Origin of the sequence: Kosakonia sp., assembly GCF_032052965.1 — a bacterium.
GTDB lineage: Bacteria > Pseudomonadota > Gammaproteobacteria > Enterobacterales > Enterobacteriaceae > Kosakonia.
The window spans coordinates 51967-72905 of the sequence record NZ_DAMBVN010000022.1; the positions used below are offsets into that span (position 1 = coordinate 51967).

Genomic DNA, 20939 nt, shown 5'->3' on the forward strand with positions numbered 1-20939 from the left:
TCCGCCTTTAGCTTTTTTTCCCGCTGGCCTCAGTCAACGCATTGACCACAATGGTGGGCGTTAGCACCTGCGGCAAAATTTTCGGCGCGCTGCCATCTGCCGGGTAGACCACATACAGCGGCAGACTGCCCTGTCCCAGGTCGTTGAGCGCATCATCAATGTCAGCATTAAATTTGGTCGAATCGGCAACCATGTAGAGTGCGCCCGTCTGTGCCAGCGCATCTTTTACCGTCTGCGTGGAGAGCGAGGTGCGCTCATTCACCTGGCAGGTGATACACCAGGACGCGGTGAAGTTAACAAAAATCGCCTTACCGTGACCGCGATTTTCGGCGACGGTTTGCGGTGACCATTTCACTTCGTCGACATGCTGTGCGGTTTGCGCAGCAGCAAGCGGCGCACGGGTGTTCACCACAGACGGCAGCGGCACAATCGCGGCCAACAGCAAGGCAGCCGTGATCGCAAACAGCACTTTGTACCCGCGCCCGGCAAAGCGGCGCTGTTGCGCCATGCCGTACAACCAGGCAGCAAAACTCGTTACCACCGCCGCCGCGAGGATCGCCGCCAGCGCGGTAGTGCCAGCCTGTTGCGCCAGAACCCATACCAGCCAGCCGAAGGCGCCAAACATGGGGAAGGCCAGCCCGCGTTTGAGCGTCGCCATCCAGGCACCAGGACGCGGCAGCCATTTACCCAGCGCCGGGAATAGCGAAATCAGGCTAAAGGGCGCAGCAAAACCGAGCGCCAGGGCAAAGAAGACAGCCAGCGCCACGGCGGGCGGCTGCACCAGCGCGTAGCCAATGGCACCAGCCATAAACGGCGCGGCACAGGGCGTTGCGACGATAATGGAAAGCGCCCCGGTCAGCGCGGCGCGAAGAAATGCGCCCCGTTCCAGCGGGATCTCGCCGGCGCGTTGCAGAGAAAGTCCCACTTCAAACACGCCGAGCAGGTTCAGCGCGGCGCCGAGGATCACCAGTGCCAGAAAGGCGATCACCAGCGGTGACTGGAGCTGGAATCCCCAGCCGACAGCGGTGCCGCCTGCGCGCAGTGCCAGCAAGATCCCGGCGAGGATCATCATGGTTACCACGCTTCCCAGCAGGAAGCCAATCCCCTCTTTACGCACCTGCGCCGGGTTTTGCGTATGGCGTAACAGGCCCAGCGCTTTCAACGAAATGATGGGGAATACGCAGGGCATTAAGTTGAGAATAATGCCGCCAGCGAAGGCGGCGAGCATGGCGGTCAGCATAGTGATTCTCTGATCGGGTTAGTCATGGCGCATTACGAATGCGTGTTGGCGTACTGTTTCACCGCTTCCATCGTTTTTTGGATATGCGTTTCCGGATTTCTGTCAGTGTAGCTCAGCAGGATCTTGCCATCGGGCGCTATCACAAATGAGGTGCGATCGGAGAGCGTTTTGCCTTTCATCTGCATCAGTGTTTCGTACTGGGCGGCCACTTTCGCGCCAGGATCGGCAGTGACGGTGAACTTGTCGCGGCATTCCAGCTTAGAAAACGCATCCACCTGATCGGGATTCCCGGCGGTTACGCCAATGACTGTCGCACCCAGTTTTTTGAAATCGTCGGTGGCTTCTGCAAAAGCGTGGGCTTCGATGGTACACCCCTTGCTGAATGCCGCCGGGAAGAAGTAGAGCACCACCGGGCCTTTTTGCAGGGTCTTTTGCAAGGAGAAGGTCAACGGTTTACCCGCCAGCGCGCCTTGCAGGGTGAAGTCCGGCGCTTGTGCGCCTGCGGGCAGGGCAGCATGGGCAGTGGCAACGCTCAGCAGAGCGGCGGTAGTCAGGCTAAGAACGAGTTTTGGTGTCATGTTGCGCTCCAGTTGGCTTAAGGTCATTAACACACATCTACAGTTCGCTGGCAGGCCAGGGAAAGTTTCGCGGCGGGTAAAAAAAATTGCGCTCCGCGCTATGCTGATAAAGTATTAATCAAAGCCACAACAACGGTGCTGAATAAATGGAACCTTCCTTGCCTCAGGTGATTGACTTTATCCGCGAGTTCACGGGCTGCCGGCGTCAACCCATTCATGAGAATACCTGGCTGGAAGCCGATCTGGGCGTCACCGGTTACGATGGCGTTGATCTGCTGGAGGAGATCGCCGACGCCTTTGATGTGGTGCTCTGTACGGAAGAGGAGGGGTACCGCAAGACCTTCTCGCTGGGGGAAAACGAGTATCTGTTTGGCGGCGAAGGCCTGGATCTACTGGGTATCGGGCGTTTGATTGGGTGGCTGCGCGGTATTCCTGAACCGGTAATCCGCGATCTTAGCGTTGGGCAGTTGCATCAGGCTCTGGTCAGGGCGGCGCAGGAGAAGCGCCGTAGCACGACGTAATGGCTGAGTACACTAAATAAAACCCGCCAGCAGACGGGTTTTTTACGGCGATGCGTCAGTGTTTGACGATTTTTATAAAGGGCCGTCTTAATAACAGATGTGCGGCTTTTTTCAGCTTTTCCTTGAGGGGCCTGTTGGCGTAAATATGCTTCCAGGCCTGCTTTTTCTGCTGCTGTATGGCGTCACCGTCGCGATCGGCAATAGTGGTGATTTTTTCATACTCCGGGTGGGTATTAATACATGCCGGAATGACCCCCAGCAGATGAATATGCCCGAAGTCTTTAAACGTTGACCATTGATCGGCAACACACCAGACCGGGAACAGGTTATCCAGCAGGTTTTTAGCCGCTTTTCTGTTAATAACGTACGCATGAGAGAAAGCGGCGTTATAAACATGGTGCAGAGCATCTTTCTCTGCCAGCAGCATAAGCGGTTTTTTACAGTACTGGTTTACCTTTGAGAGCAGGCATACATAGGGTTTATCGCCCTTGATATGCGCCGCCAGCCGGGCCAGTCGCTCGTTTATATCCGCCGGGATGAGCACGTCATCTTCGAGGATCAGCGCATGTTCATCTGCCGAGTTCAGTAACTTTTCATAGGCCAGAAGGTGGCTCATAGAACAGCCAATTTCGCCAGGCGTGATAGCGTAACTCTCTTTTTTTCGTAAAAATCCCAGAACGTTAGCGGGAATATCCCGGCCGTTAACGGCATCAATAAACGCATAATCCAGCTGTAATTCGCTGGCCTGCGCGGAGACTGACCGTCTCCGCTCCTCTGAGTGTTTCAGGCTAATAATATAGGTTTTCATTCCGTAACCATTATTGTTTTTATTTTCTGTGTGCCATAACAAGGTAACTCAATGTCAGCGTCGTTGAGAGGATCACAACATATTCAATCGAGGTCAGAACCACATCTGTCGCGCCGTACAATAAGGCTGAGAATGAGGCCAGCGCCACCGGCCCCACCACTTTTGGCGTGCTGATTTTGCAAATCAATGAGTAATAAAAGAACGCTAAAATAAGAATACCAAACACACCAAACAGCGAGGCATACTGAATAAATTCGTTATGTAAGTGAATGGTCAAATAATCTGCCGCATTGGATTTTATATTTTTCTCCGCCAGATATTGCGTAATGGCGTTATTACGGTGCGACTCACTTTGACCCAGCGGCGACTCTTTAAAGGCGACAATACCCACCTTCCACATGCTGAAGCGTGCCCCTAACGAGGTGTAGTCCCAGCCATTGTTATATGCCTGGATATCCTGCAGCGTTGAGTCGAGTCGGGCGGTCAACATTTTATGGTTAACTGCGACCACCGCCACGAGGGCGATGCAGGCGGCAAGGATAATTTTGACGCTCAGCAGCTTGTCTTTATACATCGACACCGCGAGCAACATCAGGCCAAGCAGGGGATGGATGACAATCGCGGCGCGGGTCTGGGTCAGGATCACGACATACGTGGAAATAATTAACAGCAACGCCTGAAGCACATATTTAGCGCGGTGCTGCAGGGTGCTGATCAGTAGTGACGAGTACGCCAGCGCAAATGCGCTGTAGGCATATGCGGTTAACGTTGCCCGGTTAATGCCCAAAAAGATGCGATCCTGCGTGGTAATGCCCTGATAAATGCCGTAAGCGCTTGCAGCAACAAAGGCGACCGTCATCGCTGCGAGGGTCGTTTTTCTGAGCGTATCGGCAGGTAAATGGCGGTTAAAGCTTATCAGGTAACAGGCAATCGCTGAGGCAATAAACCAGCGTTTCGCCGGTGTAAATAGCAACTCTGATGAGGGATCGTGGCTGATCCAGGATGAGAGCGCCGACCACACGGCAAAAAGCAACGTCAACAGCATAAACAGCCGGGCGAGGGCATTTTTATCGCGGGTCCACTGTTTCATCGCCAGGTTAAGCAGCAGGCCTGTCGCGGAGAGATAACCGCTCCAGTAGAAGAGGATCCGCGCTGTTTTTTCGTGAAGAAACCCCGTTGGCAGCACTAAAACAAGGAGTGCAAATGCGAGCAAATAAACGTATTTCTCGATATTTGCCATAGTTGCTGGTTTTTCCATAATGCCTTCTTTAAATGTATTCATCTTACTGATTAGAAACAAAAATGTAGCATCAGAATATGCATTCCGATAATCATACGACGGTCGCCCCAATTTCCTTCATCTTATTGAGTACGCGGGATAATTCTTGCTCATCAAGCGCCAACTGGGCCGCCATAAAGAAAAGGATGTGCGGTGACATGGTGCGGGGAGATTTTCCGCCAGTGTATTTGCGCCACTGACTGTTACCGGCGACACCAGCCAGCTCTGCCATTTGATCGCCGGTGTAACCCAGCTGCTGTTTTAAACTCGCCAGATCCTGCGGCGCCGGTGGGGTGTAACGCGCGATTGCTTTCATGGTCCAACTTTTGGTGATGGGCCGCAGCCGTCAATATGTTCGGGGCGTAACGATAGCCCTTTGGGGGCTATCTTTCAAGTATTCAGATTATTCTTAACGCTACGAAAATTAGCAGGTTATCTGGCCATCACCCGTGTGTATTTCTCGTTTTCTCCATCTCCATAGCGAGCCGGCTGACTTCACGATAAATATATTTCCGCCGTTGCTTGTGCAATATCCGCTGCGGAATAATCCGCTCGATCCATGTCGGTTTTCTACAAATATATGCCGTAATGAGCTGCTGGCTCTCCTCTTCTGACCAGCCGTCCAGCTCCGGGGTGGGATTATAAAGAAGATTAGCCTGCAGGGCCGGGGTAACTTCCTCATCCAGGATCATCCAGATGATTTCCCGGCTCATTCCGGACGCGTTAAGGGTACGCGCCATCCACTGATAGTCATAATCCTGCAATTCGCGTGCGGTAAACAGCGTTGAGAGGGCATGCCAGACGGGCGTGCGTGCAGCCAGTTCGCGTTCTGTCAGGTGCATTTCTTCTCCCTCGCCTGCTTTCGTAAACCGTTCATATAGCCGATGAGCACGGCTTCGTAAATAGAGGTGAGCCGATAAATCGCCATTTATTGTGCTATGACAGAGGCACCGCTTACATGCTATACGTTCGCATCGGCTAACAGGATAACAAACGCTATGGTTATTAATAAATTTCAATTGAGCGGAGGGATATATTTAACGTCACAGGGCAATATTTAAAAAGGTTTGCTGAATCATGATTACCACGATCATGATTATTACGCTTCTTGGCGTGTTCACATAATGAATGCAACGACTTTTATATAATCCATAAATTGATCGTGTAGATCATATTTTTCATATTTATATTAAGTATTTTCGCATCGCTGACGATAAACGATCTGATAACTGATTTCTCCTGATTCTCCTAATAAGTAAAACAGGCATCTGCAATCAGATATGTGCTTGAAATGACACTGAGTATTGAAAATAAAGAAATATTACTGAGGATACCTTTATGGCCCAGCTGTTACCATCGATTAAAAACCTGCCCGTTGCAGCGAAGCTGTTTGGCGGTTTTGCAATATTAATCATTATTATCATCCTCTCTTCACTTATCAGTATTCAACAGTCCGACACTATTCGCGATCATGCCTTAAAGGGAAAATTAATTAATGAAATCAGCGATCAACTCAATACCGCACGACGCAATCGTCTGACATACCAAATCAATCATGACGAAAAAGCCCTTCAGGCCAACAGAGATGCCATTGAAGCGATGGACCAAAAAGCCATAGGGGGCCTCAACTTTACCTGGGACAGCGATGCGCGGGTGATGTTTGATGAATTGCGCAGCACGATCCCTCTTTATGCCAGCTCTCGCGATGATTTTGTCAAACTGGAAAAAGTGACCGTTGAAAAATTACAGCGACTCACGACAGAAGACCTGAAAAAACAGCTTGATACATTCAGTGCCCGTCTTGCGCAGCAGGACGCTATTTCCAAAGATGAAATCCTATTACTTACTCATCTTAGTAACATCTGGGTAGCCGCTTATGAAATCCAGTCCTCTGCGGGCCAGCGCGGCAAGGATATTTTTGCGACCGAACGTGATGCCGTTACAAAACTGATCGGCGCAGAGAACCAGGCCATTACCGCCGAAGACAAACAGATGATGCAGGTGTTTCTTAAAGGTATGCAGGAAAACGTCGCCGCTTATGCGACTGCGCTGAGCCAGTCACAAAAAGCGGCAACCGACCTCACGGGAGTTGCTGAAAAAATCAACACCGTCACCACCCATTTGGTGACAGGCCAGACCCAAAAGAACCTCGATATTATTCAGCGTGTCATGCTGATTATGGGGCTGGTTGCTGTCTGTGCAGTGATCACTGGTTTGCTGGTCGCGTGGTTGCTGACCCGCCAGATGACGCGCCAGATAAAACACAACCTGACGCTGGCTGAACGTATCGCCGAAGGCGACCTGACAGCCGTGATTGAGCCGCAATCGAAAGATGAACTCGGTCGCCTGACGATGGCAATGGGCGTGATGAACGAAAAACTTCGCGAGATGATCAGCCAAATTAAGGAGTCTGTCATTCACGTAGCAAATGCATCGTCGGATATCTCGGCGGGCAATACCGACTTGGCATCCCGCACAGAGGAACAATCTGCTGCGGTGGTGGAAACGGCTGCAAGCATGGAAGAGTTGACCTCAACCGTGAAACGTAACGCAGATAATGCGCGCGATGCCAGCCAGCTTGCGGTGGTGGCGGCTGAGCATGCCCGTTCCGGTGGGAAGATCGTCTGGGACGTGGTCAGCACGATGAATGCCATTACCGAAAGCTCCAACAAAATTACCGAAATCATCAGCGTCATAAATGGTATTTCTTTCCAGACCAATATCCTGGCGCTGAACGCGGCCGTTGAAGCGGCACGCGCAGGCGAACAAGGCCGGGGATTTGCTGTCGTGGCCGGTGAGGTCAGGGGCCTGGCGCAACGCAGCGCGCAGGCCGCCAAGGAAATCGAAGGGCTGATAAAAGAATCCGTGCAACGCGTGCTTACCGGCTCTGAAATGGCGAACAAAGCCGGTGACACCATGGAGCAGATCGTTAACTCCGTCACCAACGTCAGCAGCATTATGAATGAAATCTCCGATGCGTCGGAAGAACAGAGCCGGGGCATTGACCAGATCGGTAAAGCGGTGACGGAGCTGGACTCCACCACCCAGCAGAACGCTGCGCTGGTGCAGGAGTCTTCTGCCGCTTCATCGTCACTCGAACAGCAGGCCGATCAACTGGCACAGCTTATTTCGGTGTTCCGACTGGGCACCAGCACAGAGAAGGCGAAATACAAACCCGCAGCGAAACCAGCCGGGGCAACCCTGCGACCAGCCGCCTCCACAAGCGGTGGGACAGACTGGGAATCGTTCTGATCCTCACCGCTGCGCAGCGCTGTGTTAATGATAAAAGCTACTCTTAGGAGTGGCTTTTGTTTTGTTTGGGGGAGCAGAGAAAGACGAAGGTCTCTGATTTAGCACTGCACTGATTTTGGGCCAGGGGCAGCTGGCCGGGATCTCAAAAATAGCATGGAACTAAAACAGGTCTATTTACGCCATGGGGAGTCTCCCTGCGTTTAGGCCCAACGAAAACAATAGAACTTTTCGTTGGGCCTATCAATGGGCCTAAAAGGTTCGGATTTAATTAATTCTCTTCGGACTTCGCGGGACAAATTACAGGCACAAAAAAGCCCGCAGGGCTTGTGCCATGCGGGCTCTTAGGACTTCATCGGATGACTCTGCTAATCACCGATGGAGAATTTTGGTGGGCTGGCGGAGTCTGAATAAATTCGCTAATTGATTGAATTAAATTGTTTTTAGTGAATTCAACTTTCAATTATGTACCTAAACGTGTACCAATTATTGAATGTCATTGCGATCTTGCCTGTCTAAAATCGTCGATTGTTCTTACTCATGATCATTTTTCTGTATCACCAACGCCTGGAGAAAAAGTTTTTTTGTCTTTTACTGTTCATACTATTCACTACGTATTTTTTTGATTTATTTTCATGGTGTTAGCGTGTGAATGCTCGGTGAACAGTGAACACCTTACTGTTCACCGTTACAGGCTTATAGATGCAAACGTTATAGTCTGGTGTGAGCGAACTGCGGACATCCTCACTATTATTCTCTTATCAAAAAATAGTGAGTCAAGCTTGATATAAAATATAGAATTAAACTTGAATTAAGTGATATTATCATCCTTATGTTATTAATATTTTAAATTAACACCCTTGATCCAAATTAATCAGGAGGTATTTATGGGTAAGAATAGTCAAAGTAGACGCGTGAATAAGAAAAAGCAGAAAAACGAAAAAATAAGAGAGTTAACTGCAAAGAAAAATAAAATGATGTACATAAAACCTGATATATTCTTTGATGAGTCGGGGAATACCGGCGGAAATTTACTTGATTCAATACAACCTTTTTTCACCTTAAGTTCAAGTAGTATTAATAAACCAGATGCACTTAAAGCATTAGAACTAACTGGAAGCAAGTCACCAGCAGAAGCTCACTTTAAAACTCTTAGACGTAGAAAATCAGGTCAGGATGGAATTATTAGACTGCTTGAAAGTAAATACGTCAATGAAGAAAATGTCAAAATCTTTTTGGTCGATAAAAAGTATATGTTAACAACAAAAATTGTTGATATTTTAATCGAAACATGGTGTTTCAATCGAGGGTTAGATCTTTATAAAAATGGACAGAACCTTGCTCTATCTAATGTTTATTATTTCTGTTTCCCAGCTTTCTGTGGAGAGGAGAAAACAGATAAAATGTATCAAAAATTTATGAGCATGGTTAGAAATCAAACCCCTGAATCTATTGATGAATTTTACATGTCAGTTGATGAGCTAAAGGCATGTTCAAGCGACCAAAGGTTTGCAAGCACAATCAATAGAATTAGCATTACCAAAAACGAAATTGATGACATTTTAGAAGATGTTGAAAAAAATACACTAGATCCTTCCATACCCTCTCTCTTCAAGCACTGTGTAGAATGGGGGAAATTATATCCCAACGGTTTTTATATTAAGCATGACGATTCCAAAGCGATTACAGAGCAACAAGATATTTTTAATAAATTTATGGATATATCAAAAGTTACGGAGGTATATGGATATGATAGAAGGACTTTTGAGTTGCCAATTAAAGCTCGCTCTTTGACATTCCATTCATCGCAAGAGTATCCTCAACTACAAATTGCAGATATAGTAGCAAGTGCGGCAGCTTATTATGTTAATTGTTTAAAACGAAATGAATTAGATGATTATCTCTTTAAAGAGCTCAAAAGAATTAAAATAGATAACTATTTTAAAGATATGGTTATATGGCCTACAACATATGTTACGCCTCAAGAACTAGGAACAGTCTATACCGGTGGACTAAATCCGGCGGATGGAGTTGCAGAGTATCTTTCTCAATATCAATAGCTGACTTCCTGTTCAATTTGGGGCGCATTAGCGGCCTTTTTCTTCCCGCATTTTTCTTGGCCGTACGCTTGATTAACGCACCACAACGTAGCAACATCCGCTCCTGGTACAAAGCAGACCAACTGAAGAGTAGTGTTGTCAGCTTTATGCGAGGGTCGAGTTTTTACCTTTAGGGGGATCAGTAGGCTCTTTATATGTAATAAAGCCAGTAAAGCGAGAACTTTACAGTAGAAATATTATTGAGAACTGTTTAATCAGAATTTTATTTTTACGCATAGACCATCAATATTTATTTTTTCAATATTATCGCTGACTAAATCAATAATGCCACTGCCATAAAAATAGATTCTAGGGTAAGAGTAAAATCTTGTTATTTTTTTACCGATTTCAATATTTACAAACTCACTAATTATAATGTCCTTATTCTGATGATAAGTTCCTGTGTCAATATAGAATTCAAAGCTACATATTCTGAAATTATAAGAATACTCGAAAGCAAACTTATTATTAGGTAATTTATATCCCGAATAGACAGATGGATCCTCTGTTCCTTCTATAACATCGAAATCAAAATCTTTACACATCCTAATTATTGAACCATTAAAACCAGATGACTCATATAGAGATGCGCATTCTTCAAGACTTAAATCCTCCATAAAACTATATGTGAAATTCTCAAATTCATCCTCGATAGCTTGTATGTACCTGTCTTCTATTTCATAAATATTGCCATGTGAAAAACTATGTAGTTCTTGATCAACATGTTCGGTTATAAATTCATTTAATGAGTTATACAATAAAAATTCATTATGTAAGTCAAGACTCGTTAAATCTTCTTTTAAATCAGAATGAAACTCTTTTTTTTGTTTATCTGGAGACATAAAATCATGTGAGTTATTTGTAATAAATACAATCTTATCTCCAATTTGATTTTTATATAAATACTGAGTTAATCCATTCCAGATTAGAGCATCTCTATAACCTTTTTCATTATCTCTAAAGGGGCGTTTAGAGAAAATGGCTTTGTCCGATAACAGATCATTATCAATATATGAAGATGAAATGACGCGTGTATTGGGGAAAATTTTTAATAATTCATTTTGAAAGCTAAATTTTATTATTTCATCACTCAAATCATCTATATGAAACTCATTTTCTGAGATTTTATTTACTCGGCCTTTCAATTGGATTAGTTCTTTTTGTAATTTTTCAACTTCATCATTGTATTTTTTTTGAGTTTCTTTAATTACGATGAAAGGGATGATGAGTTGATTTTGTGTTGTGTTTTTAATAAAATTGGAAAGAACTTGAAACATTGCGCTAGACATTTTCCAATTGTTGTAAAATATATTGGTGTCAATTAATATTAACATATAATTCTTCCCGTTAGCTCTAACATACTGCTGAACTAAAAATAGGTTCACAGTATTGTTTTTGAAATTTACGTATACAGAGTTCTATATATTCTGCTTAATCTTTAAATTGGATTAATAACTAATAAGCCATTTTGTCAAAAATCCTTCTTAAAAACAACACTATAAAGTTTACATGGCTGACTTGTGCTTAGTTGTTAGACTTGGAGTAGTATTTGAAATGTCGGCTCATGGCACTGAGCGGTCTGATAACTTTTGAGGGTAAAAAGTTTTTCCTAGAAAAACTGTTCACTCTGGCTTTGCCGGTGTGCAGGTTAAAAAAGACCGGCTGTTGCCGGTCAGGGTAGTTTATTTCGCGGTAGGTTCATCGCACTTCGGCAACCAGTCGCCGTTGCTTTCCTCTTTCAGCGTCAGGTTAGTCTGCATCCCCTGATTCGTTCGCCGCTTGTCATAGTTCAGGCCGTACTCTTTCAGCATGGTGGGTAATCCCTTGCCGAACATCGTCAGGCTCAGGGTGTTCTTGAAGCCGTGTGCCTCCATGTACACCAGATAGGCGTGATAAAGATACTGGCGAGGCTGGCGCGGAATAATGTTGGCATTACCCATATACATCCCGTCAGCGTCAGGCAATGCCTCCAGATAGCCGCAAAAATCAAACGCCGGGTCGGCGTCGCGTTTGATGCTGAGCGCCTCGCCGGAGTTCTGCTGCGACTGGAGCAGCGTGCGGGCGGCCATCGGGTCGCTGAACTTCTGCATAAGTTGACGCACAATGACGGCCAGCTCGCGGGCGATTTTGTCCTTAAGATGCGGGTCACGCTCCTCCGGGGCAATCTGTTCCGGGAAGTGCAGGATAACCCGGCGACGGGAAACACCGCCGCTGCGGTCAGTGAAGCGCATCGGGTTGTTGTTCACCGCCAGAATCACCGCCGGAATATGCGTTGAATAGGCATCGCGGTATTTCGGATCAACTGACACCGCATCGCCGCCGGTGATGGCCTTGAGCCCCGCACCGTCACCGCTCCATTTCTCCTGGTCAGGCAGACGGATGAGGGAAAAGCCAATCAGGGCGGCACGCTCGCGGGGTGATTCCAGCGTCTCGATGGTCGCGGAGGTGGCGTTGTCTTCTCCGGCGAGCATCGTCGCAATCTCGGCCAGAATACTTTTCCCGCTGCCGCCCGGCCCGGTCACCTCAAGAAAGAGCTGCCAGTCATAACGGTTCGCCAGCACCATAAACAGGGCGGCGAGTATCACATCGCGTTTGTCAGCCCGGCCACCGGCTGCGCGGTCGAGCCATTGCCAGAAATGCGGGGCATGGGTTTCCAGTGTTTCGCCCGCCACCGGCGGGGTGAAATCCACCTCGCACAGTGTGCGCAGCCAGTGCGCCTTGCTGTGCGGGCTGAACGTGCCGCCCGCGGTATCAAGCACGCCGTTACGAAAGCCAATCAGCCGCCGCGCCGGAGCGCCCTGTTGCGGGACAATCAGTTTCAGGGTTTCCACCACCGAGGCAATTCTCCCTGACGAGAACGGCGCGCGCAGGCGCTGGAAGAGTGCGGCCACATCGCGGGAGAAGTCAGCCGGGGAAATCACTTTCCAGGCTCCGGCTTCATAGCGGGAAAGGAGCTGGCCGTTCGGGTCAACCGCCAGCGCCTCGCCGTAGTGCTCATGCACGCGCATCGCCTTTTCGCTGGTACTCATGGCGGTAAACTCTGCCTCGCTCATGGTGTCGAACGGGCTGGCGACCGGCGGCTTAATGGCATCGTAAATCGCCCGGCGCGTGGCCTCCTCCCCCTGCTGCATGAATGCATCATTCCAGTCACCGAACACCGGTGGCAGGGCAACCACACCGGCGCAGGCGTCTGCGGCCACAGTGGCTTTTTTCTGGCCGTCGCCGTTCAGGTCACGGTCAGCCGCGAGGACAATCTGACAGCCCGGATGCTGGCTGCGGACAAAGCTCGCCAGAGAAAGAAGGTTCACGGACGACAGCGCCACCATCACGGTTTCGCCGGTCAGGTGATGCACGGTCAGCGCTGTGGCGTAACCTTCTGCTATCCACAGACGTTTCCCCGCCTGTTTTTCACCCCTGATAATGTGACTGGTTCCCTTCACCTGACCGCCTTTCAGGGTGCGCTTGTCGCCGTCAGCGTTAATGAGCTGTAGGTTCACCAGCGCGCCGGTGTCGTCATACAGCGGGACAACCACATCCCCGGCGCGGTACGTCACACCGCCGGTTTTGTGCATGGTGGTCAGCGTCAGGCATTCGCGGTCAGCCAGCCCCTTGCGGGTCAGGTAGGCGTTACCGGAGGCCGGGCGGACTTTCGCCATGATATCCGCCGCCAGCGCGGCGGCCTCCCTGCGGCTGGCTTCGGTTTCTGACGTATCAACAGCAATCACCACCGGGGCAACCGGCGGCAGGTTGCCGGTTACGGCATTCACCCGGATGGCGGCTTCGCTGACCGTCACGCCCAGCGCCTTTTCAACAAGGCTCAGCCCGTCGCCTGCGCCGCACTGGTTACAGAACCACGTTCCGCGCCCTTCCTTGTCATCGAAGCGGAAGCGGTCACTCCCGCCACATACCGGGCAGGGCTGATGCCGGCTCTTCATTACTTTTACGCCCAGCGCCGGGAGAATGCGCGGCCAGTGGCCGCACGCCTGTCTGACGGTTTCCGTTACGTTCATTTTCATTATTTTCCTCAGTGCACGACCGGCGCAGTGATATGGCGGGCGCATAACTCTTCCATCACAGCGAGGCCGAGAAAGGAGAGCGACGGCGCGGTTTTGAGCGGTGCGGCATTCATTAAATCTTCCAGCAGTGCACAGGCAATCGGGCGGCCTTTTTCCTCGCCGTGCTGGCGCAGATAAAACCCTTCCAGCTCGGCGGCGATGGCGGATTCCAGCGCATCAAGTGTCAGATGCGGGTAACGGTGCTGGCGCTGACACAGGGTCAGCCAGGCACAGGCCACGGCGCGGCGGTAAAGTGCAGCGCGCAGGACGGGCGGTAACGGCTGTTTCATACCTTTTCCTCCCCGTCGAGCCAGCGCTGGTTACAGCGTTCGATCACGGCATCGAGCTGATCCGTCATCAGGTAAATCAGGGAAATGAGTTGCAGACGCTCAGCCGGATCGCGGCGGAGGGTCACATTGTCCTGTTCCGCTGCCAGCTCGCTGACCAGATGGCCGATATTGCGCAGGTGCTCCAGATATCTGAGATCGTCAAGGGTGAGGATGGAGTGGCTCATGCGCGCACCTCCGCAACCGGCAGACGACCGGCAAACGACAGGACATAATCGCGAACGAGGCAAAGACGGGCGGTGCGTTCATCAGCGGCAACAGTGCGCAGCATACAAATGCGTGGTTTATGTCCGGAACGATGAACGGCAGCGAAAATAAAGATAAATTGCGGGTGAGACAGGGTGAGGGTCGTAGCCATGATGGCAGCCTCCATTGAGTAGCGGTTATTGCCACCACCGGAGTTCCTACACTCATGGGTGGTGACCCGAACGGGGGTAGGAATACCGGCCTCAATGGCTACCGGCCAGCCCGAGGGCTGCCCCGCCCGAGCCACCATTATCTGATATGGGCTTTGGTATATGCACCACAGCCTGGGAAATGGGTATGCTTGAGCAACGACGTAAAAAAAGACGCATGGCGCGTCCGGTGTCGCCATTGAGTAACTCGGGTTCCTACGCCCGGCTGCCGAGTTTGCGGCAGCGGGAAAACTATACCTGGAAACGCCGACAGGAAGCAAGCCAGAAAAAGGGGCGTTTTGCTGACCGGGCAACATCATGCGTCACAGCCCCGGTTACGCGCCGCGATGCGATCGCGCATCCAGGCGGTGATCTCACTGTGCGCCCACGCCACGTTTTTTCCGCCGAGAGAGATTTGTTTCGGGAAAGCCTCCCGGCTGATGAGATCGTAAATTGTTGAGCGGGACAGTCCGCATAAATGCATCACTTCCGGCAGGCGTAAAAAGCGCTCTTGAATAATGTCAGAAACCGGCATTAACGGCGCGGCAGGAGCAGAAGACGGGGAAGAAAAAACGGTGTGCATCGGGCTACCTCATAAAGTCCATACAGGGCCGGTCGTGTCTTTCCGGCTTCGGGTAGCTCTCTATTTTGTGAATATTTTCACCGGATGCAACAAGCGGAAATTGACCTCATTGTCGTTCCGGGACGCGTAAAATTTAACCTTCCGGGTAATAAAGGGCAGTAAGGGTTAATAAGGGTCTGGAAAATTTTATAGTGAAATTCTCATCGTTATTTCGCATTAAAGCCGGGTTAATTAAAAGGAACAAACATTCAATAAATTTACTCTCGCGCAGAAAGAAACAAAAAGCCGGTGAACAGTAGTGAACAGTCGGTGAACACTTAACCCCTCAACTGTTCACCCTTTAACTTACTGTATTACTTATTCTTTTATTTCTCAGTGAACAGTGTGAAGAGTTAATTACAGAAAAACAAACAGAAAGAGGGGTTTCCGGAGACCTCTTTCTGGCGAGCTGGTTTTTTCGGTGGCTTTCTGTGTCATCCCGGCCACAACTGCAACCGGTCGTTTCGTTGTGCAGGGCGCGGCAGAATGAACTTACATTGACAACACAGAGAGCCCCGCCATGAAAACTGAACTTCTGACCTCCATCATGAAAACCATCGGCAGCACGCAGACCGGTGCCTCCCGCGCCGTTATCGACGGAGCCCTTAAGACTGTGCATAAAAAAGCCGCAGAGGATAACGCCGCCGCCGTCAACCGTGCCCTGAAGGCCTTTACAGAGGCAAAAGCCGCCCACACCGGCAGCATGATAAAACTGAACGACATCGGCGCAGCCATCACCCGCAGCGAAAAGGAACGGAAGAACGCGCTTGAGGAAAGCGCCGCAGCAGAGAAGAGCTGGCGCGAGCGTTTCCGCAGTCTCGGCGGTGCCATGACGCCGGAGCTCAAAGCCGGACACAGCAGACACATCGCCGGTCGTGAGCTGGCGGAGGAGTTCACCGGCCTGATTGCTGAACTGGAAACGGACAAATCCCGCGCCATGCTGGAAGCGTGCACGACGGGTAAAACGTATGTCACTGAGCATGCACGGGCGTTTTCCGTCTGCGCACAGGCAGAGTGGGCAGAGGCCATGCGGGACATCAGTCCGGCACTGGTGCGGGCGTTATGCCTGCGCCTGCGTGCGCTGGAGCTGAACGGTGCGGCCCGTCCGGCGGACATTCTGGCTGAGGAGCTGCGCCTGCATGTTGCGGTGCAGGCACAATTTTATAACTTTGACATGGACAATGAGCCGGTTTTCTCACAGCTCGGCATGCACCGCCCGCCGCTGACCGGCGTGGACATGGAACTGTATAAAAGCCTGCTGAAGCGTACGCAGCTTGCCACTCAACTGGCCGAAAAGAAAAAGCAGGCGGAGGGCTGAACCATGTTTCACTGCCCGTTCTGCAAACAGCCCGCGCATGTTCGTACCAGTCGCTATCTGACAGAAAACCTCAAACAGCGCTATCACCAGTGCACCAGTATTGAATGCTCGGCCACGTTCCGCACCACCGAGACACTCGACGGCGTGATAAGAAAACCGGCGATGCCGGAAAATAAGGTCTTGCAGGCAGATATTCAACAGCAATAACCTCCCCGAAAATCTCCCGATTTATGTGCGCCGGTACTGGCTACCGGCTGCACCCTCAGTACCCCGAAAAATCGCAAAAAAATCCCGATATTTTTTCGAAAAATACCCTGCATGCATCAGGTGCATTTAATTGCATTTATTTCTCTGCCAGCCGGAACCCCGCCCGCGCCAGTCCCGGCGCGGCCTGAACCCGGTCATGCCTCTGCATTTAAACCGCCCTGCAAAGCGGGCAGGCGAGGCGGGGAAAGCACTGCGCGCCAATGGTGTTAAATGATTTTAATTTGTTTGTTATATCAATTGATAAAACAAACGCATCAGTTTTGGCTTCTGAAACTTACATAGCTGCACAGAGTGTTCCTAGGAAAGATCGTGGGCATGAGTGGTTAGATGTTGAATGAGATCATGTTAACGAGAATGATCAATATTTGTTCATTTACTCTTCTTAAGTTGCTATTCTAATTGCATGAAATTGTTGTAACTTTAAATCTATCATGCTTGATATGGAGTTCCAAATGATTGCGTCACTACTTGCTAACGAATACGTAAGTGCCTTTGGATATATCGTTGGCGTTGTTTCTGGATGTATAGCAATATATCAGACTATACAAGTAACCAAGAGGAATAATGAGATACAACAACTTAACGTTACGATAAATGATCTCAATTCCCAGATTACAAATATTACAACTAATAGAAATAATATTAATCAAGGGGAGCGATCTCAATATTTTCAAAATAACAATGGTCCTGTGAATATTGATAATCGGGGGTAATTATGTCATCTGGTGTTAATTTTAATGACAATACTGGTCCTGTGCATATAACTAACCAGCCACGAGTGTTAAGAGCCAGTGTTATTGGCAAGTTGATAGAGATTATTTCCAATCCAATTGGTAGTGGGCAAAGTTTAAACAGAACTGCATCAAATATTGACGTTAAAATCTCATTCAATGATCTCAAAAGAAACAGGTGGGTAGCCGAACTTTATAAAGAAGATGCTTTACTAGTTGATGAGTCTATAAAAACACTTGATAGTATAATTTTAAATGGTAGTGTCAAGTTAAAAAGACAGTTTAGAGGCTATTATAACGCTGCATTGGGGCGATATGGTCTCTATGAAAAGCCATTTAATATTGAAGTTGTTAGAAAAAACTCAGATAATATTATCGATGACGTTATTAGATCTACTCAAGAAACGGTTAGCTCATGCTCTAATTTAGACTCGGAGTTTTTACAAGAGGACATTGATAATGGCATTCGCATGATTGTGAGCTATTCAATTATCGAGTGCATAGTGCTGGAGAATCCAAATGATTACAATTGATACGGATCCAAAAGCAAATCCTGTATATATTGGAAGTATGGTGCTTAGGGTCTTTCAAAATAATGATTCGATGGCAATTGAAATATCTCGATTGTATGATTTAGTAAATGCTGCCTTAGAATTATCGTTTGATCTTTTTCTTTATTCATTAGATTGGCTTTTCATAATCGGCGCAATTGAGTTAGATGGAAATGGTGGGGTAGTATATGCGACTCAATAAACTTATTATTTTAAAAAATAATTCCCTTGTTAGGGAGGTGATGTTTAAAAATGGTCTAAACCTAATTATAAATAAAAGAACGTCAGGTAAAGATAGTGGCAATAGCGTAGGCAAATCCACTTTGTCACGTGTCTTAGATTATTTATTCATGTCCTCAGGTCATGATATCTATCATGATGCTGAATTTGGAAAAGATATACCTGAAATTGTATCATTAATTAATGATAATATTTTAACGTTCACATTGGATTTCAATACCGTAGAAAATAAAAGAGCAATTGTTTCTCGAATAATATCTATCGATGATAAAAATTCAAAATATTATTTAAATGATATTGAAATTGATAAGAAACAATATTCTGATTTTATAGCTCAAGCAGTGTTTGGGTTGACAACAGATAAACCATCGCTAAGAAATGTTTCTCATAAATTCATCAGAAACACGAATGAAAAAATGCAGAAAACGCTTAATTTCTTACATGCTAATACAACTTCTGATGTCTACGATTCATTATACTTGTTTTTGTTTGGATTCAATGGTCTACCTCTGATAAAGAAAAAAAGCGAATTTAATAAAGATATAAAAAAACAAAAAGCATACCTTGCCGCATATAGAAATCCAAATAGGGAGACAGTTTTATCAAAAATGATCAAGCCTCTAAAGAAAGAAATTGCAGAGGCGGAAAGAAATATTAAAAATTTCGACTTTAAAGATAGCCATGATGAAAGTTTAAAAAAACTTTCAGAAATACAGGGGGGCATCAGTGATTATTCGTTGACTTATGCCTCTTTAAATATGCGTGTTAGAAATATTGAAGAATCGATCTTGTCTCTAAAGAATAATATCACGCAACTCGTAGAAGATGATTTAATGGAAATCTATACTTCCGCTGGTATTTATTTTAATGGCGAGCTTAAAAGATCTTATGAAGAAATGGTATTGTTCCATAATGATGTGATTAAGAATAAAATTAATTTTTTAGAATCGGAATTATTAAAGAAAAAAGAAGAAATTTATGTTGTAAATGAAAAAATTAATAATTTTCATGAGCAAGAGTCATCTTTATTTAAAACAATCAAAGAACCTGAAACATTAAAATCTATAAATCAACTATTTAATAAACTAACTGAGTTACGCGAAAATCTTGCTAGTATAGAGTCTAATCTTACGCGTATTAACGATACTAATGCCTTAATAAAAAGTCTTGAAGATAGCCGAGAGAATTTACTTCACGAGATAGAGCTGGCAGTTCAAGGGCTGGAGAAAAATATTGAGGTTTTTAATGAGTTTTTCGGTGATCTTACAAAGGAAATTTATGGCGAAAGATATATCTTTGATCTTTCTTTCGATGTCGATAAGGGTAAGTGTAATTTTGATATATCATGCGTTACGCCAAACAGTAATGGTGGTAAAAAGAAAGGTGAGATAACTGCATTTGATTTGGCATATATTAAGTTTGTGGATAGTGTTAAATTAAAGAGACCAACTTTTGTCATTCATGATAGTATTGAAGATGTAGATGTGAATCAAATTAGAGATATATTCTATGAAGCAAATAATATAAACGGTCAATATATTGTATCAATATTAAGTGATAAGTTTTCAGGAGACGTTGATTTAAAAATGATGACAGATAACTCGATCCTTGAGTTATCTTCGACAAATAAGTTCTTTAAGATATAGTTATAAAACGTTTGTTTGATAAACAAACCTTCCCCACCATGCCATAAGTTCTATTCTTTTATTCAGGTACGTTGAGCGGTTATAAGCTCTTCGTACTTCATTTTTATCACTATGTGCTAGAGCTGCTTCGATAACATCAGCATTAAAGCCTGATTCATTTAAAGCTGTGCTTGCGATAGAACGTAGTCCATGTGCAACAAGCTTACTTCCATAACCAATCCGTTTTAAAGCGGCATTTGCAGTTTGGCTATTCATTGACTGCTTTGGATCATTTCTGCTAGGGAATATATATTCTCTATGAGCGCTGATAGGTCTCATTACTTCCAAAATATCTAACGCCTGGGGAGATAAAGGAACAACATGCTCACGCTTAGCCTTCATTCGTTCTGCGGGAATAGTCCAAAGTTTTGTATCAAGATCGATCTCTGCCCATCGAGCGCCAGACGCCTCAGAAGGACGTACCAGGGTCAGGAGCTGCCATTCAATCAAGCAACGTGTCGGGACGGATAAGTTAGACATAACCAATGAGCGCATCAGCTTCGGCAATTCTTCTGGCCGAAGTGTAGGCATGTTTTGCTTTTTGGGTTTTTCGAAAGCCATTCCAACTCCTGATGCAGGATTAGCATCTATCAGGCCGGTATTAACTGCATAAATCATTATCTCATTAATGCGCTGTACCAAGCGGCGAACCGTCTCTAGCGCACCACGCGCTTTGATTGGCTCCAAGGCTTCAACAATTGTTCTGGCTTTAATCTCTTGAACCGGTATAGCTCCGATAGCAGGGAAAACGTCTTTGTCCAAAGAGCGCCAAATGTCTTTCGCATAGTCTTCTGTGACGCTCTTGCTTTTAATCTGGAACCAGTTAGCGGCCACAGTTGAGAAAATGCTGTCCAGCTCAATCTGGCGTTGTTCTGAGGCTTGCTCTTGCTGCTGCTGTGGTGACCTGCCCCCAGGATTAGATACAACCTTCAGTTAGTAATGTCGGTTGGTTTT

General features: G+C 47.1%; 21 protein-coding genes and 1 pseudogene. 9 read left to right on the forward strand and 13 right to left on the reverse strand.

What is annotated here, in order from left to right:
• Window positions 1–7: 7 nt before the first annotated feature.
• Both RTX30_RS20150 and RTX30_RS20155 read right to left on the reverse strand, forming a co-directional pair.
• Window positions 8–1240 carry a thioredoxin family protein gene (locus RTX30_RS20150; RefSeq protein WP_312692153.1) on the reverse strand — a complete coding sequence of 411 codons (1233 nt, stop codon included), beginning with the start codon at window positions 1238–1240 and terminating at the stop codon, window positions 8–10.
• Window positions 1241–1272: 32 nt separating this feature from the next.
• Window positions 1273–1818: a peroxiredoxin gene (locus tag RTX30_RS20155; protein ID WP_312692156.1), complete on the reverse strand. Its 546-nt coding sequence runs from the start codon at window positions 1816–1818 to the stop codon at window positions 1273–1275.
• 146 nt (window positions 1819–1964) lie between these two features.
• Here RTX30_RS20155 and RTX30_RS20160 point away from each other — a divergent pair, with 146 nt between their 5' ends.
• Window positions 1965–2339 carry a hypothetical protein gene (locus RTX30_RS20160; protein WP_312692159.1) on the forward strand — a complete coding sequence of 125 codons (375 nt, stop codon included), beginning with the start codon at window positions 1965–1967 and terminating at the stop codon, window positions 2337–2339.
• Window positions 2340–2394: 55 nt separating this feature from the next.
• Here RTX30_RS20160 and RTX30_RS20165 read toward each other — a convergent pair whose 3' ends face one another.
• The 4 genes from RTX30_RS20165 to RTX30_RS20180 all read right to left on the reverse strand — a co-directional run bounded on the left by RTX30_RS20165 (window position 2395) and on the right by RTX30_RS20180 (window position 5268).
• Window positions 2395–3147: a glycosyltransferase family 25 protein gene (locus tag RTX30_RS20165; RefSeq protein WP_312692162.1), complete on the reverse strand. Its 753-nt coding sequence runs from the start codon at window positions 3145–3147 to the stop codon at window positions 2395–2397.
• 19 nt (window positions 3148–3166) lie between these two features.
• Window positions 3167–4405, reverse strand: coding sequence for an O-antigen ligase family protein (locus tag RTX30_RS20170; RefSeq protein ID WP_312692165.1), 1239 nt, complete (start codon window positions 4403–4405; stop codon window positions 3167–3169).
• Window positions 4406–4478: 73 nt separating this feature from the next.
• Window positions 4479–4742 (reverse strand): XRE family transcriptional regulator, encoded by a 264-nt coding sequence (locus tag RTX30_RS20175; protein ID WP_312692168.1) that lies wholly within the window; start codon window positions 4740–4742, stop codon window positions 4479–4481.
• Window positions 4743–4869: 127 nt separating this feature from the next.
• Entirely contained in the window at window positions 4870–5268 is a 399-nt protein-coding gene (locus RTX30_RS20180; protein ID WP_312692171.1) for a hypothetical protein, read from the reverse strand.
• Window positions 5269–5764: 496 nt separating this feature from the next.
• On the opposite strand from RTX30_RS20180, the gene RTX30_RS20185 reads away from it, so the two are divergent.
• Together RTX30_RS20185 and RTX30_RS20190 are read left to right on the forward strand one after the other, a co-directional pair.
• Window positions 5765–7678, forward strand: coding sequence for a methyl-accepting chemotaxis protein (locus RTX30_RS20185; protein WP_312692174.1), 1914 nt, complete (start codon window positions 5765–5767; stop codon window positions 7676–7678).
• An 884-nt stretch (window positions 7679–8562) separates the two neighbouring features.
• Window positions 8563–9735 carry a DUF3800 domain-containing protein gene (locus RTX30_RS20190; RefSeq protein ID WP_312692177.1) on the forward strand — a complete coding sequence of 391 codons (1173 nt, stop codon included), beginning with the start codon at window positions 8563–8565 and terminating at the stop codon, window positions 9733–9735.
• A gap of 254 nt (window positions 9736–9989) precedes the next feature.
• Here the strand turns inward: RTX30_RS20190 and RTX30_RS20195 are convergent, their stop codons facing one another.
• From RTX30_RS20195 to RTX30_RS20220, 6 genes are all read right to left on the reverse strand, one after another.
• Entirely contained in the window at window positions 9990–11108 is a 1119-nt protein-coding gene (locus RTX30_RS20195; protein WP_312692180.1) for a PIN domain-containing protein, read from the reverse strand.
• Between the two features lie 348 nt (window positions 11109–11456).
• Window positions 11457–13790 carry a primase-helicase zinc-binding domain-containing protein gene (locus tag RTX30_RS20200; RefSeq protein WP_312692182.1) on the reverse strand — a complete coding sequence of 778 codons (2334 nt, stop codon included), beginning with the start codon at window positions 13788–13790 and terminating at the stop codon, window positions 11457–11459.
• Window positions 13791–13798: 8 nt separating this feature from the next.
• Window positions 13799–14119: a DUF5375 domain-containing protein gene (locus tag RTX30_RS20205; protein WP_312692184.1), complete on the reverse strand. Its 321-nt coding sequence runs from the start codon at window positions 14117–14119 to the stop codon at window positions 13799–13801.
• Window positions 14116–14343 carry a hypothetical protein gene (locus RTX30_RS20210; RefSeq protein WP_123923001.1) on the reverse strand — a complete coding sequence of 76 codons (228 nt, stop codon included), beginning with the start codon at window positions 14341–14343 and terminating at the stop codon, window positions 14116–14118. The genes RTX30_RS20205 and RTX30_RS20210 overlap by 4 nt, the downstream gene beginning before the upstream one ends.
• Window positions 14340–14891, reverse strand: coding sequence for a host cell division inhibitor Icd-like protein (locus RTX30_RS20215; protein WP_312692188.1), 552 nt, complete (start codon window positions 14889–14891; stop codon window positions 14340–14342). Before RTX30_RS20215 ends, RTX30_RS20210 begins: the two co-directional genes overlap by 4 nt.
• Window positions 14888–15154: an AlpA family transcriptional regulator gene (locus RTX30_RS20220; RefSeq protein ID WP_312692190.1), complete on the reverse strand. Its 267-nt coding sequence runs from the start codon at window positions 15152–15154 to the stop codon at window positions 14888–14890. The genes RTX30_RS20215 and RTX30_RS20220 overlap by 4 nt, the downstream gene beginning before the upstream one ends.
• 559 nt (window positions 15155–15713) lie before the next feature.
• Here RTX30_RS20220 and RTX30_RS20225 point away from each other — a divergent pair.
• The 6 genes from RTX30_RS20225 to RTX30_RS20250 all read left to right on the forward strand — a co-directional run bounded on the left by RTX30_RS20225 (window position 15714) and on the right by RTX30_RS20250 (window position 19946).
• Window positions 15714–16511 carry a capsid protein gene (locus RTX30_RS20225; protein WP_312692192.1) on the forward strand — a complete coding sequence of 266 codons (798 nt, stop codon included), beginning with the start codon at window positions 15714–15716 and terminating at the stop codon, window positions 16509–16511.
• Window positions 16512–16514: 3 nt separating this feature from the next.
• Window positions 16515–16718: an ogr/Delta-like zinc finger family protein gene (locus RTX30_RS20230; RefSeq protein ID WP_312692194.1), complete on the forward strand. Its 204-nt coding sequence runs from the start codon at window positions 16515–16517 to the stop codon at window positions 16716–16718.
• A 512-nt stretch (window positions 16719–17230) separates the two neighbouring features.
• Window positions 17231–17491, forward strand: a complete 261-nt coding sequence (locus tag RTX30_RS20235; RefSeq protein WP_312692196.1) for a hypothetical protein — start codon at window positions 17231–17233, stop codon at window positions 17489–17491.
• Window positions 17492–17493: 2 nt separating this feature from the next.
• Window positions 17494–18042 (forward strand): hypothetical protein, encoded by a 549-nt coding sequence (locus RTX30_RS20240; protein WP_312692198.1) that lies wholly within the window; start codon window positions 17494–17496, stop codon window positions 18040–18042.
• The gene (locus RTX30_RS20245; RefSeq protein ID WP_312692200.1) at window positions 18029–18262 is read left to right on the forward strand and encodes an ABC-three component system middle component 6; all 234 of its coding nucleotides are present in this window, start codon (window positions 18029–18031) and stop codon (window positions 18260–18262) included. Before RTX30_RS20240 ends, RTX30_RS20245 begins: the two co-directional genes overlap by 14 nt.
• A complete protein-coding gene (locus tag RTX30_RS20250) occupies window positions 18249–19946 on the forward strand; it encodes a DUF2326 domain-containing protein (RefSeq protein ID WP_312692202.1) in 1698 nt (565 codons plus the stop codon). The genes RTX30_RS20245 and RTX30_RS20250 overlap by 14 nt, the downstream gene beginning before the upstream one ends.
• On the opposite strand, the pseudogene RTX30_RS20255 reads toward RTX30_RS20250, so the two are convergent.
• Window positions 19947–20894: pseudogene (locus RTX30_RS20255) on the reverse strand (integrase domain-containing protein); the annotation flags it as partial.
• Between the last annotated feature and the right edge of the window lie 45 nt (window positions 20895–20939).

Excerpts from the sequence above, each read along its gene's own strand:
- RTX30_RS20180 (WP_312692171.1), bottom strand. The coding sequence starts at position 5,268 with ATGCACCTGACAGAACGCGAACTGGCTGCACGCACGCCCGTCTGGCAT.
- RTX30_RS20225 (WP_312692192.1), top strand. The coding sequence starts at position 15,714 with ATGAAAACTGAACTTCTGACCTCCATCATGAAAACCATCGGCAGCACG.
- RTX30_RS20210 (WP_123923001.1), bottom strand. The coding sequence starts at position 14,343 with ATGAGCCACTCCATCCTCACCCTTGACGATCTCAGATATCTGGAGCAC.
- RTX30_RS20155 (WP_312692156.1), bottom strand. The coding sequence starts at position 1,818 with ATGACACCAAAACTCGTTCTTAGCCTGACTACCGCCGCTCTGCTGAGC.
- RTX30_RS20190 (WP_312692177.1), top strand. The coding sequence starts at position 8,563 with ATGGGTAAGAATAGTCAAAGTAGACGCGTGAATAAGAAAAAGCAGAAA.
- RTX30_RS20195 (WP_312692180.1), bottom strand. The coding sequence starts at position 11,108 with ATGTTAATATTAATTGACACCAATATATTTTACAACAATTGGAAAATG.
- RTX30_RS20245 (WP_312692200.1), top strand. The coding sequence starts at position 18,029 with ATGATTACAATTGATACGGATCCAAAAGCAAATCCTGTATATATTGGA.
- RTX30_RS20205 (WP_312692184.1), bottom strand. The coding sequence starts at position 14,119 with ATGAAACAGCCGTTACCGCCCGTCCTGCGCGCTGCACTTTACCGCCGC.
- RTX30_RS20250 (WP_312692202.1), top strand. The coding sequence starts at position 18,249 with ATGCGACTCAATAAACTTATTATTTTAAAAAATAATTCCCTTGTTAGG.
- RTX30_RS20175 (WP_312692168.1), bottom strand. The coding sequence starts at position 4,742 with ATGAAAGCAATCGCGCGTTACACCCCACCGGCGCCGCAGGATCTGGCG.
- RTX30_RS20170 (WP_312692165.1), bottom strand. The coding sequence starts at position 4,405 with ATGGAAAAACCAGCAACTATGGCAAATATCGAGAAATACGTTTATTTG.
- RTX30_RS20165 (WP_312692162.1), bottom strand. The coding sequence starts at position 3,147 with ATGAAAACCTATATTATTAGCCTGAAACACTCAGAGGAGCGGAGACGG.
- RTX30_RS20160 (WP_312692159.1), top strand. The coding sequence starts at position 1,965 with ATGGAACCTTCCTTGCCTCAGGTGATTGACTTTATCCGCGAGTTCACG.
- RTX30_RS20200 (WP_312692182.1), bottom strand. The coding sequence starts at position 13,790 with ATGAAAATGAACGTAACGGAAACCGTCAGACAGGCGTGCGGCCACTGG.
- RTX30_RS20235 (WP_312692196.1), top strand. The coding sequence starts at position 17,231 with ATGATTGCGTCACTACTTGCTAACGAATACGTAAGTGCCTTTGGATAT.
- RTX30_RS20150 (WP_312692153.1), bottom strand. The coding sequence starts at position 1,240 with ATGCTGACCGCCATGCTCGCCGCCTTCGCTGGCGGCATTATTCTCAAC.
- RTX30_RS20240 (WP_312692198.1), top strand. The coding sequence starts at position 17,494 with ATGTCATCTGGTGTTAATTTTAATGACAATACTGGTCCTGTGCATATA.
- RTX30_RS20230 (WP_312692194.1), top strand. The coding sequence starts at position 16,515 with ATGTTTCACTGCCCGTTCTGCAAACAGCCCGCGCATGTTCGTACCAGT.
- RTX30_RS20220 (WP_312692190.1), bottom strand. The coding sequence starts at position 15,154 with ATGCACACCGTTTTTTCTTCCCCGTCTTCTGCTCCTGCCGCGCCGTTA.
- RTX30_RS20215 (WP_312692188.1), bottom strand. The coding sequence starts at position 14,891 with ATGATGTTGCCCGGTCAGCAAAACGCCCCTTTTTCTGGCTTGCTTCCT.
- RTX30_RS20185 (WP_312692174.1), top strand. The coding sequence starts at position 5,765 with ATGGCCCAGCTGTTACCATCGATTAAAAACCTGCCCGTTGCAGCGAAG.